This is a genomic window from Streptacidiphilus albus JL83 (assembly GCF_000744705.1).
GTDB lineage: Bacteria > Actinomycetota > Actinomycetes > Streptomycetales > Streptomycetaceae > Streptacidiphilus > Streptacidiphilus albus.
Window position 1 is genome coordinate 8,730,058 of record NZ_JQML01000001.1, and the last position, 18,142, is coordinate 8,748,199.

Here is an 18,142-nt window from a genome sequence, read left to right on the forward strand (position 1 = left end):
AAAGCGGAACAGAAGGCTCCCGGTGGGGCCCGGAGTGCAGAGGGGCGAGGATTAAAGGGCGCTGCGGCCCGGTCCGACGTCGTGCGGATCCGGGATTCATCGTACGGACCGGCCGAACCCTGTCAAGCGTCGCCCGGCGGCGCGGAAACAGACCCCGAGAACGGCCTTGACAGCAAATGGGACGGCTGCCGTAGCGTGGCGCCATTCATTCCGTCATTTCCGGCGGATACACCTCGGATCGGTCGGCCCGCCGACAGCGCGCGGAATCCGCGCGCCGAGAGGAAACAGCATGAGGACAATTGACGACCGGCACGCCTCGGGCAAGTCGATCCGTGTCCGCCGACTGGTCGACCCCAGGGCCGGCACCTCGCTGCTCGTCCCGCTGGACCACTCGCTGGCCGACGGGCCCATCGCCTCGGCCCGTCGGCTGCGGGAGATCGTGGAGACGGTGGCGGCGGGCGGCGCCGACGCGGTCCTGGTGCACAAGGGACGCGTCCGGTTCCTGCCGCTGGCGGCCTTCCGGAGCGTCGCGCTGGTGGTGCACCTCAACGGCATCACCCGGCATGCGCCGGACACCAACGCCAAGGTGCTGCTGGCGGAGGTGGAGGAGGCGGTGGCGCTGGGCGCCGACGCGGTCAGCATCCACATCAACATGGGATCCGACAGCGAGGCCCGGCAGTTGGCCGACCTCGCCCGCGCCGCCGAGGGCTGCGACCGCTGGGGGGTGCCGCTGCTCGCCATGGTCTACCCGCGCGGCCCCCGGGTGACCGACGCCACCCGGCCCGAACTGGTCTCGCACGCCGCCAATGTGGCGGCCGACCTCGGCGCGGACCTGGTCAAGATCCCCTACACGGGGTCGGTGCGGTCCATGGCGGAGGTGGTCCGGGACTGCCCGATCCCGGTCCTCACCGCCGGCGGCGCACCGCTCGGGGACGACGACCTGCTGGTCAAGCTGGTCGACGACGTCATGGCGACCGGAGCGCTCGGGGTCGCCATGGGCCGCAACGTCTTCGAGTCCGGCGATGTGGGCCGCACCGTCAGGCGCCTGGCCGCGGCCGTGCACCGGGTCCCGGCGGTGGTCGCCGCGGCCTGAGCCGCGGCGCCGTCCCGCCGCCCGCTCACGGCGCCAGCAGCTCCGGCAGCCGCTGCTCGGTCGCCTCGTCCACGGGGAGCCGGACGACGATGTGCAACTCGACGTTGTCGGCGGCGAGCAGCTTGGTCTGACGCAGCGCCAGCGGCCCGACCCGGGGGTGCAGGTACTGCTTGCGGACCGCCTGGAACGTCGCGACGTCGTGCCGGTCCCACCACAGGTCGAAGTCGGGTACGTCGCGGTGCAGGTCGGCCACGATCTCCGCGAACCTGGGGTCCGAGGGGTGCTCGTCGGCCGCCTTGCGGAACTGGGCGAGCACCAGCGTGGCCTGCTGCTCCCAGTCGACCAGCAGCTTGTGGGCGGGCGGCCAACCGAAGATCAGCCAGAGGGTGTTGCGCTGCCACGGCTCCAGCGTCTCGAAGTCCGTGAACAGGGCGGCCTCGGCCCGGTTCCAGTCGACGATGTCCCAGTGCCGGTCCAGCAGCACGGCCGGGTTCGGGCTGAGGGCGTCGAGCACGTCGCGCAGGTGCCCGCCCGGCTCCACCGGCGGCGGCCCCTCCTCCGGAGCCGGCAGCAGCTCGTCCGCCAGCCGGTAGAGGTGCTCCTGCTCGGCCGCGGACAGCCGCAGCGCCCGCGCGAGCGAACCCAGGACCTGGCGCGACACCCTGATGTCCCGGCCCTGCTCCAGCCAGGTGTACCAGCTCAGGCTCACCCCGGAGAGGGCGGCGACCTCTTCCCGCCGCAGACCCGGCGTCCGCCGCCGCACGGCCTCGGACAGTCCGATGAGTTGTGGTGACAGTCGTTCACGTCGAGAGCGGAGGAAGGCGCCCAGCGCCTGCTGCCTCGCATCTCCGATTCCAGGGCTGCTAGTAGACATCGTATGACCGAGGCTAACAGGACCCCTTCTGGTCTGGTTGATCTCCTTCCGTCGTCCGACGCTGAGGGGGACACACCGAGGAATGTGACCCGGAGGGACGTCGTGGCCGAGGATCTGAAGACAGCTGTGGTACCGGAAGTGGAGGCTCCGCCGGCGGCGGTGTCGGGGAAGGTCCCACGACCGTTCGTCGTCGCCTGCTTCCTGAGCAACTTCGACCGGTTCGCCATCACCCCGATGCTCGTCGCGGTGGCGGCCGGCATGCACACCAAGCTCAGCACCGTGGTGCTCCTCGCGAGCGGCTACTTCTTCGCCTACGGCTGCGCCCAGCCGCTGTGGGGGATGCTCTCGGACCGCTACGGACGGATGCGGATCGTCCGGCTCACCCTGAGCGTCACCGCCGTCTGCGGAGTGCTGTCCGCGCTGTCCCCGACGCTGACCACCCTGGTGGTGCTGCGGATCGCGACCGGCGCCTTCTTCGGCGGGGTGGTGCCCACCTCGCTCACCTACGTGGGTGACACCGTGCCCCCGTCCATGCGCCAGCGGGCGCTCTCCGACCTGCAGTTGGCGCTCGCCATCGGCACCGCGTCGGCCACCGTGGTGGCCGGGGTCGTGGCCCAGCTGGTGAGCTGGCGGCTGATGTTCGCCCTGCCCAGCTTCCTGGCGGCGGTGGTCGTGGTCTCCATGCGGGGGATGAGCGAGTCCCGCTCCAAGGACACCCTCCGCTCGCCGGGCAAGCAGCTGGGCAGCGTCCTGCGGCTGCGCTGGTCCTGGCTGGTGATGGCCTTCGGGCTGGTCGAGGGGGCGGTGCTGCTGGGCTGCTTCACCTTCCTAGCGCCGGCCCTGCAGCACCGGGGCCTGAACGCGGTCGACGCCGGCCTGGTCACCGCCCTCTACGGGGCCGGCACCCTGGTGTTCTCCCGGATCATGAAGAAGGTCGCGATGCGCGCCCCCTGGTCCCTGATCACCGCGGGCGGGGCGATGGTCTTCGGCGGGTTCCTGATCGCCGCCGTCTCGCCCTCCGTCGGCGGGATCGCGGCGGCCGCGGTACTGCTCGGCGGGGGCTGGTCGTTCCTCCACTCGTCGCTGCAGAACTGGGCGACCACCCTGGTCCCGGCCGCGCGCGGCACGGCGGTGGCGCTGTTCGTCGCCGCGCTGTTCATCGGCAGCGCGATCGGCTCCGCCTTCGGCGCCCACCTGGCCGGGCACAGCGCCTACGGCGAGCTGTTCGCGGTGGCGGCGGTCACCGCCGTCCCGCTCACGGTGGTGGCCGCGGTCACCCGGCGGAGGTACACCCCGGCCGGAGCATGACCGCTCCGCTCTCCGAGGGATCGACGGGTGCTCCTCGTCGGGTGCGGTCGCTGTCCCGCCGGCGGGACGGCGACCACACCGCGGCGGGCGGGCCGGCGGAGCGGCATCTCGAAACACCGGACCAGCAGCGGTGCAGACCTTTTCGGCGACCTCGGGAGTCAGTAATGTCCAGCACGGATACCAGGGAATCGACGGCGGGCACCAGGGTTCACCATGCGCCGAGGGACCTGCCCTCGCGGATCCGGGATTCCCGGAGAAAATCCCGGCCACTGCTGCCGGTGGCGCCGCCCGGCAGTTCCGGGACCGGCCGGCAGCCGGCCGGGGACGGTTCGAAAATCCTCACCACACGGGTGGGCCTCAGCATCCCCGAGGGGATGACCTTCGAACTGTGGGAAATGGCGGGGCCGAAGATATTCGGTCTCCTGGACTCGTTCGCCTGGTGCATCGGCGACTGGCTGATATACGGGCAGGACCGCTATGCGGACCGCTACCGCCGGGCCGTCCAGGACGCCGGACTCGACTACCAGACGCTGCGGAACTACGCCTGGATCGCCCGCAAGTTCACCATGGCCAGAAGGCGGGCCGGGCTCAGCTTCCAGCACCACGCGGAGGTGGCGTCCCTGCCGGGCGCGGAGCAGGACGCCTGGCTGGACCGGGCGGAGCAGGCGGGCTGGTCGCGGAACATGCTCAGGCGGCAGCTCAAGGAGAGCCGTTCGGCCGGCACGGAATCAGGCAACGGAGAAGAGAGCGTGGAAGGCACCTCGACGGTCCCGGCGATCCGGGTCGCGAAGAGCACCCTGGACAGATGGCGTGAGGCGGCGCTCCGCTCGTCCATCGGCTTCGAGGAGTGGATGGTGGCGGTGCTCGACGCGGCGGCGGCCGGAGCGTCCGTCCCCGGTCCGGAGGACGAGCGGGCCGGGGGCCGGGGCGAGTGAGCCGCCGGAGTGCCTTCCGGGCCGGGCCTGCGGGCGGGCCCGGCCCGGAGGCACCCGTCACCGCTAGCGCGTCGCCCGCACCGGTTGGTGGGGGACCGGCAGCGGATCGTCGCCCGCTTCGAGGAGCGACGCGCGCCGGACGCCGCGGCTCTCGAACCGGGCCAGTGCGGCGTAGAGCACTGCGGAGAGGAGCAGCCCCACGATCCAGGAGATGTCGGCGCCGCCGAGCCGGGCGACCAGCGGACCGGTGTACAGCGCGCTGGACATGAAGGGGAGTTGCAGCAGGATGCCGAGCGCGTAGGTCACCAGCGCGGGCCAGCGCCAGGCCCCGTAGCGGCCCCTGGGATCGGTGAGCGCCGGCAGGTCGTAGCGCTCCTTGGCGAGCAGGTAGTAGTCGACCAGGTTGATCGCGCTCCACGGGGTGAAGAAAGTCAGCAGGAAAAGCAGGAAAGTCGAGAAGGACTCCAGGAAGTGGCCCCGGCCGAGCAGGGCGACAGCGGTGCCGACCGCCATGATGCCCAGGGTGAAGGCGATCCGGGTGACCGGCCGGACCGGGCGCGGTTCCCGGAACGCACTGATTCCGGTGGCCAGGGACATGAATCCGCCGTAGGTGTTGAGGACGTTCACCGTCAGCTTTCCCATGGCGACGGTGAAATAGAGCAGGGCGGCGGCCAGGCCGGTGCCGCCGAGACCGACCACATAGCCGACCTCGTCATTGGTGAAGGAGGCGGCGGAGGCGGCGGCGGCCAGGGCGCCGAAGGCCATCGACCACTGCGAGCCCAGCACCGTGCCCCCGAGGGTCGCCCAGAAGACCGAACGCGCCGAGGTGTCCCGGGGCAGGTAGCGCGAGGAGTCCGCGACATAGGGCCCGAACCCCAGCTGCCAGGACGCCGACAGCGACATGGCGAGCAGGAAGAGGGGGAGCTGGAAGTGATGGTGGCTCAGCACCGCGCCGATCGAGATCCGGTCCGCCAGCCGGACGCCGAGGTAGAGGAAGGCGAGGGCGCCGACCAGGCTGGCGACCCGGCCCAGGAGGTGGATCAACCGGTAGCCGACGGCCGCCATCACCCCGGTGAACAGGGCGAACACGATGATCCCGGCCGAGTCGCCGAGGTGGGTGAGATGGCCGACGGCCTGCCCGGCGAGGACGCTGCCGCTGGCGAAGAAGCCGATGCAGCTCACGATGACGGCCACGAGCGGCACGATGGCGCCGCGGACCCCGAACTGCGCCCGGGTGGAGATCATCTGGGGCAGGCCCAGCCGCGGCCCCTGGGCCGCGTGCAGGGCCATCACGGCCCCGCCGAGCAGGTTGCCGGCCAGCAGCGCGATGATCGACCAGAAGGCGTCCGCCCCGAAGACCACCGCCAGGGCGCCGGTGACGACCGCGGAGATCTGCAGGTTCGCGCCGAACCAGAGAGTGAACAGACTGAATGGCTTTCCATGGCGCTCTGCATCGGGAATGACGTCGATCGACCGGCGCTCGAACAGGTTGGTGCCAGGATTGGTGACCATGTTGTCCTCTCGGGAGTGGAGTGACAATCACCGGAATGGCGTCCGCGCGTCGGGCCCGGTATATCAGCGAACGCGTCACCGGAAGGCATCACGGTTTTCCGGGAATCGGCGGGCGATTCGTTCCCGGGGCTTTACGCAGTTCGCCCGGCCGACCCGTCGGGTCAGCATGCCCGGCGCCGAGCCGCGCGGTCAATGGCTCCTCGGCCGGGGCGGGGGAATTCCGTTTCGGTGCGGGGGAGTTGTGCGGCGGCGGGCCGGATGACGGCGGACGGCCCGCCGGCGGGGTGCGCCGGCGGGCCGTCGGGACCGGTGCGCGGTCAGGGGGCGATGTTCCACTGCTGGCAGGTGTTGCCGAGGCCGATCCACTGGTCGACCCTGGTGCCGTCGGCCGTCCCGCAGTCGATGTCGTCGAGCGACAGCGAGTTGCCCCGGTTGACGATCGCGTAGTGTCCGCTGCTGATCGGCACCACGCTCCACTCCTGGCAGTAGTTGCCAAGTGCGGCCCACAGGTCGACCTTGGTGCCGTTGGCCGTCCCGCAGTCGACGGAGTCCAGTACCGTGCCGCTGTTGACGTTGGTGATGGTGTAGTAGCCGCTGCCGGCGTTGGCGAACTTCCACTGCTGGCAGGTGTTGCCGAGGGAGGCCCACAGGTCGACCGCGGTGCCGTCGGCGGTCTCGCAGTCGACCGCGTCCAGCACCGTCCCGCTGTTCCGGTTGGTCAGCCGGTAGGCGGTGCCGGTCACCGGGAAGCTGCTCGCCGCTCCGTAGCCGACCGAGACGACATCGGCCTGGACGGCGTTGTCGGCGGCGTCGGTCGGGTAGCCGGAGGTCATCACGCCCTCGAAGAAGGAACCGATGGACGACTTGCTGTTGTCGCCGCCGGTGCCCAGGACGATGGCGCCCTCCTGGTGCATCGGGGCGTAGCCGCCGAGGTCGGGCAGGGCGCCGTTGTACCAGGTGGTGAGCGAGCCGGACTGGGCGTTGCCGCCCTTGATCGCGTAGCTGCTGGTCCCGTTGTTCTTGACCAGGGCGGTGACGAACGCGCTGGAGTTGCCGGTGTTGGCGGTGTCCGAGCCGTTGGCCCCGGCGAAGAGCCCGTTCTCCAGGTCCGCCTGGACCCAGGGGCCGGAGCCGGAGCAGGGCGAGAACCAGCACTCGGTGCCGAAGTTGATGGCGTCCATGTGGCCGTTGCCGGTGTCGTCGTTGGAGGTCTCGGCGTTGCCGTAGTCGAAGCAGCAGCCGCTGTTCACATGGCTTCCGGCGGCCACCATGTACTCGCCCTGGGCCTCACTGCCGGTGGCGATCCCGGTGGTGGAGTCGTCGCGGTAGCCGACCCCGGCGGTGACGTCCAGGCCGTAGACCTGGTGCCCGCCGGCCACGATCGGCAGCGCGGTCGCGTCGGCGCCGACGTCGGCGGAGCCGTTGCCGCCGGCCCCCTCGACGGTGAGGTTGTTGTGTTCGGCGGACTGGTCGAAGATCTCGGTGATGGTGCAGGAGGTACCGGCGCAGAAGCTGTTCTGCGCCGCCGCGTCGGCGTAGCCGCCGGCGGCGAGGGTGTCGATGTCCAGGGTGGTCGAGTCGGAGGCCCGCTTCACCTGGTAGAGCGGGCCGTCGTAGGCGGCGTAGAGCGCGCGGACGGTGCTGTGCGCGGCGACGCAGGGCGTGCCGGCGGCGGCGTAGATGTCGCAGGGCAGGGAGGTGGCGGCCTGCGAGGGGGCGGCGCTGCCGAGCAGCAGGCCGCCCACCAGCGCCAGCGTGGCGCCGGCGGAGAGCAGCAGCTTACGCAGCCTGCGTGCGCCGTTCAGGCGCCGGAGTCGCGGGTGGACGATCACTGGGAACCTTGCCTTTCCGGTGGGCCCCGGGGCATGGGTGGGAAGCCCGGCGGGGCGGGTTGGGGTGTGGTGCGGGTGCGGGCACGCAGAGATGGGGTCGAGGGTCTGCGCGGGCCGGCGGGACGGGCCGCTGCCTGGGCCAGGAGAATGTGAGCGCTAACAATTTTGCTGCCGATGGTGTGGTGCAGGCGTGCGGGTGGTGGGTGCGCCTGTCTGCGCGATGGCCATCACTATGGCTCTGGTGTCATGTCTCGTCAAGGTCGCGGACCGAGAGACTTGTGAGCGCGAACAAGCAGTGGCCAGACGCTGACGACCTGTCATGCCGGAAGGGCCGGCGCCCTGCTGCCCCCCGGCAGCAGCGCACCGGCCCTTCGGCCGTGCTGGTGTCCCGTCGGCGCGGGACGCGGCTCAGTCGCTGGCGATGGCCGCCAGGACGTTCATCCGCGCGGCCCGGAACGCCGGGGCGAGGGCGGCGAGCATCCCGACCACCGCCGAGCCGACGAAGACCCCCGCGATCGTCGGCCACGGAATGCTGAGCGAGGTCATCCCCTCCAGCGCCAGCAGCCGCTGGGCCACCACGCCCCAGCCCAGGCCGAGGCCGAGGCCGAGCACCGCGCCGAAGAGCGCGATCACCACCGACTCCAGCCGGATCATCCGGCGCAGCTGGCGCCGGGACAGGCCGATCGCCCGGATCAGGCCGATCTCCCGGGTGCGCTCCACCACCGACAGCGCCAGGGTGTTGACCACCCCGAGCACGGCGACCACGATCGCCAGCGCCAGCAGCCCGTAGACCAGGTTGAGGATCCCGCTGATCTGGCTCTGGACCTGCGCCTTGTAGTCGGCCTGGTTCTTCACCATGAGCTGGGGGTACGGGCGCAGCTCCCGCTTGAGCGCCGAGTACGCGGTGTCGGCGGAGGCGCCCTGCGCGGTGGAGGCGTAGAGCATCACGTCGCCCGGCATCTCGGCGGCCGGCGTGTACTGCCGCACGGTGTCCAGGCCGATGAAGAACGCCCCGTTGAACAGCGAGCCGGTGTTCTTGGTGATCGCCTCCACCGGGACCGGGGCGGTCCGTCCGCCGGGGAAGGTCACCGTGATGTCCTGACCTACCGTCAGGTGGTGGTCGGTGGCGTAGGACTGGGTGACGCTGATGCCGTGGCCGGTGTAGATGGCGGTGGCGCTGCCGGCGACCGCGTCCATCCGGTAGTCCTGGGTGAAGCTCGCGTCGCTGGCCTCGACGGTCTGGCCGGTGGTCTTCCCGTCCGGGGTGGTCAGCTTGAGCCCGACCTCCTTCTGCTCGGTGACATGGCTGAGGCCCGGGGTCCGCTGTACGGCCTGGAGGGCCGGTCCGGTGACCGGCAGCCCGCCGTCGGCTATCACCACGAAGTCGGCCCCGACCGAGGAGCTGACCTCCGAGTCGACCGAGGAGACGATCGAGGAGCCGACCACCGACAGCCCGGCCACCAGGGCCAGCCCGATCATCAGCGCGGCGGCGGTCGCCCCGGTGCGCCGGGGGTTGCGCAGCGCGTTGCGCTGGGCCAGTCGGCCGACCGGACCGAAGAACAGCGGCAGCGCCGAGCCGAGGACCCGCACCACCAGTGCCGCCAGCAGCGGGCCGAGCACCACTGCGGCGAGCAGCGTCAGCAGCACGCCGCCGGCCAGGTAGACGCCGGCGGTGCCGGCCGCGTGGGTGGTGGCGGCGGCGACCAGGGCGCCGATGCCGCCGGCCGCCAGCAGCAGGCCCACGGCCGAGCGCACGATCGAGGCCCGGCGCTCGCTCGGGGTGCCGGCGTCCCGCATCGCCGCCATCGGCGAGACCCGGGAGGCCCGGCGGGCCGGCAGGTAGCCGGAGACCAGGGTGACCAGGATGCCGACGGTGTAGCCGACGACCGGTGTGGACCAGGCGAAGTCCAGCTGCGACAGGTCCAGTTGCATCCCGGTCAGCGCCATCAGCTTCACCAGCCCGACGGCCAGCCCGACGCCGGCCGCGATCCCGAGGGTGGAGCCGACCACCCCGAGCAGCAGCGCCTCGGTCAGCACCGAGCGGTTGACCTGGCGCCGGCTCGCGCCGATCGCCCGCAGCAGCCCCAGCTGCCGGGTGCGCTGGGCCACCAGCATCGAGAAGGTGTTGAAGATCAGGAAGATGCCGACCAGCACCGCGATGGCGGCGAAGCCCAGCATGGCGTCCTTCATCACGCCGAGGAAGGAGCCCAGGTCGCTCTGGTCCGCGGCGGCGGCCTGCGCCTTGGTCTGCACCGTGTAGACGGCGCTGCTACTGCTGGTGCTGCTGGTGGCGCTGGTGCCGCTCGCGTCGAGCAGCTGCTCGACGGAGTGCTGCACCTGGGCGTCGGTGTAGCCGGGGGCGGTGTCGATCGCGACGTCGCTGAAGGCGGTGGTGCTGCCGAGCAGCAACCGCTGGGCGGTCGCGGTGTCGAAGTAGAACAGTCCGGCACCCGGGTTGGTGGTGGTGAAGGTCGCGATGCCGGAGATGGTGGCGTGGTAGTCGCCGGTCTCGGTCACCAGCGACAGCTGGTCCCCGATGACCAGGTGGGCCTTGCTCGCCGTGCTGGAGTCGACCACCACCTGCCCGGCGCCCTCGGGGGCCTGACCGGACGTCAGCTGGACCACGGAGTGCGAGGTCGGGTACCAGTTCGCGCCGATGGTGGGTGCGCCGCCGCTCGGCCCCACCTGGTTGCCGGCGGCGTCGGTCACCGCCAGCGACTCGCTGTCGACCTCGCCGTAGGCGTCCTTGACGCCGGGCAGTGAGGAGACCCGGGCGACCATGGAGCCGGGTACGCTCTCCGGCTTGGTGTAGACGCTCTGCCCCGAGCCGGAGGACGGCGTGTTCGGACTGATCGTCACATCGGCGGAGGTGGCGGCGAAGAGTCTGGAGAAGGTCCGGTCCACCGTGTCGGTGAACACCAGGGTCCCGGAGACGAAGGCGACGCTGAGCATCACCGCGACCAGGGAAAGGGCCATTCGGCCCTTGTGTGCGAAGAAACTGCGCAGGGAGGTCTTCAGCATGGTGTCCAGCCCCCGTCAGCTGCTGCGGCGGCCGTCGAAGCGGCGCATCCGGTCGAGTACGGCGTCGGCCGTGGGGTCGGTCATCTCGTCTACCAGCGCACCGTCCGCGAGGAACAGGGCCCGGTCCGCGTAGCCGGCCGCGACCGGGTCGTGGGTGACCATGACGATGGTCTGGCCGAGCTCGTCCACGCTGCGCCGGAGGAAGCCGAGCACCTCGGCGCCGGCCCGCGAGTCCAGGTTGCCGGTCGGCTCGTCCCCGAAGATGATCTCGGGCCGGGAGGCCAGCGCCCGTGCCACGGCGACCCGCTGCTGCTGGCCGCCGGAGAGCTGCCCGGGGCGGTGCTTGAGCCGGTCGGCCAGGCCCACGGTCTCGACCACGGAGTCGAGCCAGGCGCGGTCGGGCTTCCGGCCGGCGATGTCCATCGGCAGGGTGATGTTCTCCAGCGCGTTCAGGGTCGGCAGGAGGTTGAACGCCTGGAAGATGAAGCCGACGCTGTCCCGGCGCAACCGGGTCAGCTGCTTGTCCTTCAGCCCGGTCACCTCCGTCTCGCCGATCCAGATCCGGCCCGAGGTGACCGTGTCCAGCCCGGCCAGGCAGTGCATCAGGGTGGACTTGCCGGATCCGGAGGGGCCGAGGATCGCGGTGAAGCGCCCCCGGGCGATGTCGACGTCCACGGCGTCGAGCGCGGTCACCCGGGTCTCGCCGGACCCGTACGCCTTGGTCACCTGGCGGGCTCGGGCGGCGACGGCGGTCCGCTCCGGGCTGCCGTCGGTCTGGTACAGGGCTGCTGCCGAGGTCACGGCGGGCTCCTTGGTCGGATGCTGGGAGGGGGTCCAAGCGCCTTTCCCGAAGCGGGAATTACGCTGCATCTGACGCTAGGGCCGAGGGGGGTGGCCGGGGGTCGGCCACCGGGAGGAGCGCGCCCGGGAAGCTCCTTCGGGGGAAACCCTGAGACGGTCTGAGGGCTACTCGGGGGTCGGTCTCAGGGCTGCCGCTCGGCCCAGGGGTGGAGCAATCGGCCCCGGGGTTGAGCCGACCGCCGCCGGGGGCGGACGCAGCGGCGTCCGGCGGCCGGGTCGACCCGGCCGCCGGACGCCGGCGTGCGGTGCTGCGGTGCTGCGGTGCTGCGTCGCTGCGGTGCCGGGCGGTCAGCCGTCCGCCCGGTGGGTCAGCAGGGACCGTCGCTGGTCCAGGCCCCGGACGAGCCGCCGGGCACCTCGTCGTCGTTCCACTGGTTGGCGGTCCAGTTGTCCCCGTTGTAGGAGACCTCCTGGCCCGAGGTGTAGGCGGCGGAGGAGCTCCAGGCCGTCGCGCACGAGCCGCCGGAACCCGAGGTCGGGCTCGCACTGGTGGAGTTGCTGGGCGAGGCGGTGATCGTCGACGTCGGCATCGTCACCGGCGGTGTCGCGCCGGCGAACTCCGTCGTGTACTTGGTGAAGTCGTAGGCGTTCTGGGTCACGCTGCTGCACTCGCCGGACAGGACGCCGTTGTTGTCCGGAGGGTTGCACTCGCGGTCGCGGTTGACATCCCAGAAGGTGTACCGCGCCATCCCGACCGACTCGGCGAAGCTCAGCACGGTCTGGAAGTCCGACTGGTAGAAGTACTCGGCGGAGTCCGTACGGCCGTTCATCATCGAGACGCCCTCATGGGCGTAGGCCTTGGCCGAGCTCCAGCCGAAGGTGCTCACCAGTTGGGCGTTGAAGTCCTGCAACGCGGTGACCTGGCTGGACCCGCCGGAGAAGCCGCCGTCGAAGGGCATGATCGAGTAGTTGTCGGGGGTGAATCCGAGGGACTTGGCGTTGTCGAGCAGCAGTCCGCCGAAGTAGTTCGCGCCCGTGGTCGTCGAGGGGATGGTCACCGAGACGTAGAGCCCCGGGTTGTCCGCCTGGAGGATCTGGGCCGCGCCCAACTCGTTGTTGATGGCCGTGGAGTTCTCGATCTCCGGCTCTTCGAGGTCGAAGTCGATCGCGTGCAGGCCGTAGGCGGTGATGACCTGCTGGTAGGCGGCCGCGGTGGCGGCCGGGGTGCCGCACTCCTGGCCGAGCTTGGTGCCGCCGTAGCCGCCGGCCGACACCGAGACGTCGCCGCCGTCGGCGCGCACCTCGTTGATGACCGCGGCGACCTGGGTGTCGCTGGACACCGGGTCGGTGCCGTCCCAGGTCGGGGTGCAGCCGCCGCCGTTGGGCGCCAGGATGAAGGCCAACTCGAAGGCCTTCTGCCCGGTCGCGCTCATCACCTGGCCGAGGTCCGGGGCGTCGGAGTCCAGGGTGTAGTAGTACGGCGCGGAGCCGTACCAGTTGCTGCCGAGGGCCGGGGTGCCCGTGGTCGCCGCGTGGCCGGCTCCCGCGGTCACCAGCATGGCGCCGGCCGCGAGGATCGTGCCGGCCATCGCTGCGGGGAAGAACGCCGTAATTCTTCGCATCTGTCCACCTCGTCGAGCGTTGATGCGGTTCTGTGGGGGATGGCAGGCCGGCGCCGACTCTGCGTGTACCCGGTCAATTTGGCCTAGGCCAAGTTGGCTGTCAAGGTCTGGACCAATTCCCCTACCCGGCTGATGGGAGCGTGGCCGCGCCGGCCGAACGGCGATGTGCGCAGCGTCGTCCCCCGATGACGTGGCGTCAGCGGGTGCTGTGAGGAGGTGGACTGATGAGACGTCAATCAGTGCCCGATGAAGGGGGGAGACGGTCGGCGTGGAGGCGGCCGCAGTTGGCGCCGGCGTCGAGACCGTCAGAGCGGGTTGAGGCGGGCCCTGAGCAGACAGAACTCATTGCCTTCGGGGTCTCCGGACGTGTCTGAGACACGGTTCTGGAGGTCTTGGGCATGGTGGCATCGCCGCAAGCCTCGCCGGGACGAGTCGGTGATCTACGAGACCGTCGCGAAGTTGCTGCGCCGCTGGAGTATGGGGGACGGGTCGAGCGATGCGGATACGCCGCCGATGCTGCCGGAGTTTCCCGACGCGGGGCTGCTGCGGAAGGCTCCGCTGGGGGTGGTCCGGCAGATCGTGCGCGTGTTCCGGGAGCTCCAGGACCCTCAGTAGAGCTCGACTCCTCGTACTTCAACGACGTGCTGTGGCCGGCGGAATCCGTGTACGGCGGGACGTGGTCGTCCGGGACGGTGCCGGTTGAGGTGCAGTGGGTCGAGCTCATGCTCGCCTTCCACTGGTCATGGGGCGACCTTCTGGCTACCCCGCCCTATGTCCGCCGGGTGTCCTGGGATCTGCTGGCGGCGCGGCGCGAGGCGCAGCGGGCGGCGGACGAGCGCGCGAACAAGGAGTGAGGCCGCATGGGCGAGTTGGCCGAGGGCGTGGCGCGGGCGGCGCTCGCGCGGATCGCCGAGACCGGTGTCGAGCGCGCCCGGGTCGGCCTGGAGCTCCTGGCCGTGGCAGTGGAGGAGCAGGCCCGGATCACCGCGCACAACGGTGAGCACGCCTACGGCACGCCGACCCCGGCCCGGCCGGGCGAAGGCCCGGCGAAGATCTCCGGGACGCTGCTGGCCTCCATCGGCCACAACGAGATCACGCCGAGTCCCGGGGGCTGGTCCACGAGGGTCGGGCCGCGTACCGGCTACACCCCGCCCTACGGCGGCAGGCGCCGGACCTCGGCGCACCGGTACGGCTACTACTTGGAGACCGGTGACCACGGCATCACCTATCCCTGGCTCAAGCCCGCCGGCGACCGCTCCGCCAAGACCGCGGCGCTGCTGTTCGCGAAAGTCTTCAACGAGACTGGCTGGACGACCGGGGGCTGAGCACAGGGATGCTGGCTGCATTCTTCGCCGTCGGCGGCTCGTGTGAGACCGGACGGCTGGCGGCTCAGGATGTGACCGCAGCGAAACGGCGGGGTTCTTGGTGTGGGCTGTCAGGAGCCTTGCGTGCTGGTGGCATCGCACGTGCAGCGGAGCCCGGAGAGAGCGTCCGGGCTGGTCTCACCCCTGCGGAGTACCAGCCCCCGATGCCTTCTCCGGGCTCGTTCTAGGAGCCGCTGGGCTCCAGGGCTGCGGTCACTGCAGAGGGGCGACCGTTGTGCTCCACGTCAGCGTCACTGACTGGGTGCCGGTGGGGTGTGCGGAGAAGGAGCGGGGGCCTGGTCCCTCGTGCCAAGTCGTGTCCCCTGGGCATGAGACCGTCCTGTCCGGGTCCCCATGGGATTTCACCACGATGGTGGCGTCGTCGGAGCAGGACAGTGTCACGTTCCCGCCCGTGGCAGGGAACCCTGGGGCGCCGACGGCGAAAGCGGCGGGCTGTGCTGCCGTCGCGGTATCGGTTCCGCCCATGGTCACCGCGCCCGCTGATGCCGACGGGCTGGATTGGGTGGTGGTGTGTACGGCGCTGACGCTGGCGTGCGTGCCGCTGTCGCATGCGGTGAGGGCCAGCAGGGCCGTCGTGGTGGCCAGCGCCAGCAGGACCGTGCGGCGGATCGGCCCGGTCATGACTTGGTCTGCCAGTAGTTCCATTCGAACGCTGCCCCCTTCAGGGGAGCGGTCACGCTTTTGGAGGACACGAGGACAATTCTGCACGGGGCAGCGATTTCGTACGTGTTGAAGGTGACCTTGTAGCCGCTGATGCCCAGTTGCATGTGGCCGACCACCCCGGCGGGGATGGGCTTGGTGACGGTGTAGGCGATCCCGGTCGTCACGCTGGCTGACAGGGTGATACTCAGGGTCCCTTCGGCCTTGGCGAGGAGGGCGCCGACCTCCCACTTCGCGGCCCCGGTGACGCTCGCGCCGACAGTGGTACCGGCGCTGACCGCTCCCTGGATGGTCGCGGGGCCCTTGATCTGGGTGGCCAGGGCAACAGGGAGGAAGGTGGAGCTCTTCGTCTGCGTCGTCCAGACGGAGGAGCCGCCGCGGGTGCAGACCATCGGTGAGGCGCCCTTGGGGGTGCCGGTGGTGGAGCTGTCAGGTCCGGAGTCCGGGCTGGTGCCGGTGGTCGCCGGACCGCCCGATGCTGTTGTGTCGAAGACCGGGGCGTTGGCGCTCGCGGGGGTGCCAGGCGTGGCGTCTGCGTAGGCGGGAAGTGCAGTGGTTGCCAAGGCCAGGGCCGCTACAGCGGGCAGGAATATACGGGAGAGGCGCATTGAACGTCCATGGTCGTCAGGTATGAAGCCCGTGTGGAGGGCTTGTGAAGCCTGGGAATCGTCACACGGATCCGTCGGCACCGACAGCACTCCATTCGACGGGCCACGCCCCCCGCCTGGGGGGGTACTCATCCTCTGCATGGCCGCGAACAATCAACTGGGCGGCGAAAATGCACTGGTTTGCGGTGTTTGCTTCCCGCATGTGCCATGACTCACTCCAGGTGTCATTGACAACTTCGGCCAGCTGTCGATCCTGGACCTGAGGTTCTGCGGCGTCGAGTCAGTAGCGCCAGTGGTGTTGGCCAGCTCCCAGCATGCAGGTGATAGTGCGGCCCTGGTCGGTGACGGTGCTGCGGCCTGCGTCGACTGCCGGGCAGTTGTCGCCCGCGTTGTAGTAGCGCCCGGATGGCGCCATGATCTCGCCGATGCCCGTGGTGGCGGCGAACGAACCGTTCCCGGTGCCCTTGGCCGCCGGGGCAACCGAGCAGCCGTAGGACGTCGTCGCGTTGGCAACGTCGGGGACATACAGGACGCCGGAGATGTCGGTGACCGTGTTCAGGGGTGCGTCGGTGGAGAACGGCGTCTGGCCGACCGGTACCTGCACATCGAGGGTGTCGAGACCGAAGCTGGGGGCGACGTGGTCGCCCGGCCAGTTGTTGGTGTCGTCGGTCTTGATCTCCCCGGCGACGGTGGTTGTCGCGGTCCATGTCGTTCCGCCGTTGGCGTCGCTGTTGTAGGTGATGGCGCACTGCGGAGAGCCGGGAGAAGTCCAGGTCGGGTTGGCCGCCGGTTTGGGGGTCGGCTTCGCGGGCGCGTTGGCCGCACTGCTCGGCGAGGGCCTGCTCGACGCGGTCGCCACCGTGCTGCTGGCCGCGGTTGTGATGGCGGTCGGGGTCTGCAACGCCGCAGGGTGGACGAGCCAGACCGCGATAGCGATGCCGCACGCCGCGCCGGTTCCGAGGCCGAACTTCGCGGCCACGCTCATGGGTTGCCTCTGCGCGCCTCTGCGCCCGCTCATCTGATCCACCCCCGTGCCGTGCGCCCCAGCGACCACGGCCGCCTCGCACCGCAGCCCGGCTTGGTGATCATTCGCACGCAATCCACATAGCTGAACAGCAGGGCCGGGGGGCGAGATGTCGAGCGAGGTCGGCGACCTGTACCTGACCCTCCAGGCCGTCACCGACCCATTCACCACCTCCCTGACCGACGCCGCGGGTGTCGGCGAGGACGCCACCAGCACGATCAGCAAAGCGGCCCAGGCGATGGCCGAGCAGCTCGACGCGTCCTCGAAGATCGCCGCCGACAGCTTCAAGATCATCCTTGATGTAGCGGTCGAGCTCGCCGAGGGCATCGTCGAGCCGCTGGCCAGCGTGAAGGCCTCCGTGCGCAGCGTGGCCTCCGCGCTGCGGGCCCTGGCCAAGGCGGCGGGCACCGCGAGCGACGTGGTGACGCCGGCGTTCGGCGCGATCTCCGGTGCGGCCGAGGAGATGGCCGCCACCGTCAAGGAGAGCCTGGCGACGGCGGATGCCTCCCTCGCTGGGCTGGACTCCGGCTTCGGCACAGCGGCGGCAGCGGCCACGACAGCAGCAACGGAGATGAAGACCGCCGGCGCGGAGGGTGCGGCAGCCGCCACCGCCAGCGGAGACGCAGCGGCGGCGTCTGCCTCGCAGTCCTCTGACGCGATGGGCGAGACCGCAAGCGGCCTGTCGAAGTACGCCCTCGGCCTGGCGGCGGCGGGCATCGGGGTGTTCGAGGCGATCAAGGGCGCGACCCAGTTCAACGCGGAGATCACGACGCTCAACACGCAGGCGAACGTGGCCAAGGGGCAGCTTGCCTCTCTGGGCAGCGGAGTCCTGAACCTGGCCGGACAGGTTGGGCAGAACCCCGATTCCCTCGCCGAGGCGCTGTTCCACGTCGAGTCGACGTTCAGCAGTGTGGGCATCAAGGGCCCCGCTGCGCTGAACCTTCTGAGAGTACGGTTCGTGACGATGCGTCCGTTTCGTCGTGGGGCCTGGGTTGAACGTGGTGGTCACGGGGTCAGGCGGGAGCCGGCTACGGCCTGCACGGACGGAACTCTCCCTGTGTGGGCTGGTGCTCTACCCATGGCCGTGTGCCGTAGGCGGCTCCAAGACACCCGCTTCTTTCCGGGGCGGGCGCCAAGATTGAGGAACCGACGGAAGGAGAACGGCAATGCTCCCGAACGTCCGACCGCCTGTCACTGGCGTGCCGATCATCCCCATGCCCGTGGTGGGGGAGCCGTTCCGGCCCATCACGACGGGGAACTGCCCGGCGGGCGGTGACCATCAGTTCCAGCTGTGGAGCGCCAAGTACCGGTGCATCAAGTGCGGCTACACCCAGTGATGCCGTAGCAGATCGGGGAGGGAGCCCACCGGGGTTCCCTCCTACCTCTTCGGAACGGAGAAAAGTGCAACCACATGTGGACTGGGCCGACCTTCCGGCGGGTGTCCGGGAGGCTGTCCAACAGCGAACC

Annotated in this window: 15 protein-coding genes; 7 read left to right on the forward strand and 8 right to left on the reverse strand. The window is 70.5% G+C overall.

The genetic code is table 11. The features are described from left to right. Positions 1-289: 289 nt before the first annotated feature. Positions 290-1,093: a 2-amino-3,7-dideoxy-D-threo-hept-6-ulosonate synthase gene (locus BS75_RS37980; protein ID WP_034091475.1), complete on the forward strand. Its 804-nt coding sequence runs from the start codon at positions 290-292 to the stop codon at positions 1,091-1,093. A gap of 25 nt (positions 1,094-1,118) precedes the next feature. Here the strand turns inward: BS75_RS37980 and BS75_RS37985 are convergent, their stop codons facing one another. After that, positions 1,119-1,967, reverse strand: coding sequence for a helix-turn-helix transcriptional regulator (locus tag BS75_RS37985; protein WP_034091476.1), 849 nt, complete (start codon positions 1,965-1,967; stop codon positions 1,119-1,121). A 102-nt stretch (positions 1,968-2,069) separates the two neighbouring features. On the opposite strand from BS75_RS37985, the gene BS75_RS37990 reads away from it, so the two are divergent. Then, positions 2,070-3,275 (forward strand): MFS transporter, encoded by a 1,206-nt coding sequence (locus BS75_RS37990; protein WP_197091999.1) that lies wholly within the window; start codon positions 2,070-2,072, stop codon positions 3,273-3,275. Positions 3,276-3,439: 164 nt separating this feature from the next. After that, entirely contained in the window at positions 3,440-4,210 is a 771-nt protein-coding gene (locus BS75_RS37995; RefSeq protein ID WP_169790796.1) for an LmbU family transcriptional regulator, read from the forward strand. Positions 4,211-4,273: 63 nt separating this feature from the next. Here the strand turns inward: BS75_RS37995 and BS75_RS38000 are convergent, their stop codons facing one another. From BS75_RS38000 to BS75_RS38020, 5 genes are all read right to left on the reverse strand, one after another. Next, positions 4,274-5,722 carry a purine-cytosine permease family protein gene (locus BS75_RS38000; RefSeq protein ID WP_042439340.1) on the reverse strand — a complete coding sequence of 483 codons (1,449 nt, stop codon included), beginning with the start codon at positions 5,720-5,722 and terminating at the stop codon, positions 4,274-4,276. Positions 5,723-6,039: 317 nt separating this feature from the next. Then, entirely contained in the window at positions 6,040-7,554 is a 1,515-nt protein-coding gene (locus BS75_RS38005; RefSeq protein WP_052070211.1) for an arabinofuranosidase catalytic domain-containing protein, read from the reverse strand. Between the two features lie 408 nt (positions 7,555-7,962). Then, the gene (locus BS75_RS38010) at positions 7,963-10,530 is read right to left on the reverse strand and encodes an ABC transporter permease (RefSeq protein WP_231608012.1); all 2,568 of its coding nucleotides are present in this window, start codon (positions 10,528-10,530) and stop codon (positions 7,963-7,965) included. A gap of 60 nt (positions 10,531-10,590) precedes the next feature. Beyond that, complete coding sequence (locus tag BS75_RS38015) at positions 10,591-11,376, reverse strand: ABC transporter ATP-binding protein (protein ID WP_034091478.1); 786 nt, start codon at positions 11,374-11,376, stop codon at positions 10,591-10,593. 368 nt (positions 11,377-11,744) lie between these two features. Further along, complete coding sequence (locus tag BS75_RS38020; RefSeq protein WP_034091479.1) at positions 11,745-12,998, reverse strand: carbohydrate-binding protein; 1,254 nt, start codon at positions 12,996-12,998, stop codon at positions 11,745-11,747. A gap of 435 nt (positions 12,999-13,433) precedes the next feature. On the opposite strand from BS75_RS38020, the gene BS75_RS38025 reads away from it, so the two are divergent. The 3 genes from BS75_RS38025 to BS75_RS38035 all read left to right on the forward strand — a co-directional run bounded on the left by BS75_RS38025 (position 13,434) and on the right by BS75_RS38035 (position 14,323). Further along, on the forward strand, positions 13,434-13,613 hold the full coding sequence (locus BS75_RS38025; RefSeq protein WP_034091480.1) for a hypothetical protein: 180 nt from the start codon (positions 13,434-13,436) through the stop codon (positions 13,611-13,613). Positions 13,614-13,702: 89 nt separating this feature from the next. After that, positions 13,703-13,852, forward strand: a complete 150-nt coding sequence (locus BS75_RS38030; protein ID WP_156164329.1) for a hypothetical protein — start codon at positions 13,703-13,705, stop codon at positions 13,850-13,852. Between the two features lie 6 nt (positions 13,853-13,858). Then, positions 13,859-14,323: a hypothetical protein gene (locus tag BS75_RS38035; protein WP_034091482.1), complete on the forward strand. Its 465-nt coding sequence runs from the start codon at positions 13,859-13,861 to the stop codon at positions 14,321-14,323. 677 nt (positions 14,324-15,000) lie between these two features. Here the strand turns inward: BS75_RS38035 and BS75_RS38045 are convergent. Continuing rightward, on the reverse strand, positions 15,001-15,606 hold the full coding sequence (locus tag BS75_RS38045) for a hypothetical protein (protein WP_152646065.1): 606 nt from the start codon (positions 15,604-15,606) through the stop codon (positions 15,001-15,003). 325 nt (positions 15,607-15,931) lie between these two features. After that, positions 15,932-16,636: a hypothetical protein gene (locus BS75_RS38050; protein WP_034091485.1), complete on the reverse strand. Its 705-nt coding sequence runs from the start codon at positions 16,634-16,636 to the stop codon at positions 15,932-15,934. Positions 16,637-16,784: 148 nt separating this feature from the next. Here BS75_RS38050 and BS75_RS38055 point away from each other — a divergent pair, with 148 nt between their 5' ends. Beyond that, on the forward strand, positions 16,785-17,951 hold the full coding sequence (locus BS75_RS38055) for a hypothetical protein (protein ID WP_034091486.1): 1,167 nt from the start codon (positions 16,785-16,787) through the stop codon (positions 17,949-17,951). Positions 17,952-18,142: the final 191 nt, after the last annotated feature.

What these genes read in the sequence shown, in the direction of transcription:
- BS75_RS37980 (WP_034091475.1), top strand. Translation starts at nt 290, where the DNA reads ATGAGGACAATTGACGACCGGCACGCCTCGGGCAAGTCGATCCGTGTC.
- BS75_RS37985 (WP_034091476.1), bottom strand. Translation starts at nt 1,967, where the DNA reads ATGTCTACTAGCAGCCCTGGAATCGGAGATGCGAGGCAGCAGGCGCTG.
- BS75_RS37995 (WP_169790796.1), top strand. Translation starts at nt 3,440, where the DNA reads ATGTCCAGCACGGATACCAGGGAATCGACGGCGGGCACCAGGGTTCAC.
- BS75_RS38000 (WP_042439340.1), bottom strand. Translation starts at nt 5,722, where the DNA reads ATGGTCACCAATCCTGGCACCAACCTGTTCGAGCGCCGGTCGATCGAC.
- BS75_RS38010 (WP_231608012.1), bottom strand. Translation starts at nt 10,530, where the DNA reads ATGGCCCTTTCCCTGGTCGCGGTGATGCTCAGCGTCGCCTTCGTCTCC.
- BS75_RS38020 (WP_034091479.1), bottom strand. Translation starts at nt 12,998, where the DNA reads ATGCGAAGAATTACGGCGTTCTTCCCCGCAGCGATGGCCGGCACGATC.
- BS75_RS38035 (WP_034091482.1), top strand. Translation starts at nt 13,859, where the DNA reads ATGGGCGAGTTGGCCGAGGGCGTGGCGCGGGCGGCGCTCGCGCGGATC.
- BS75_RS38050 (WP_034091485.1), bottom strand. Translation starts at nt 16,636, where the DNA reads ATGAGCGTGGCCGCGAAGTTCGGCCTCGGAACCGGCGCGGCGTGCGGC.
- BS75_RS38055 (WP_034091486.1), top strand. Translation starts at nt 16,785, where the DNA reads ATGTCGAGCGAGGTCGGCGACCTGTACCTGACCCTCCAGGCCGTCACC.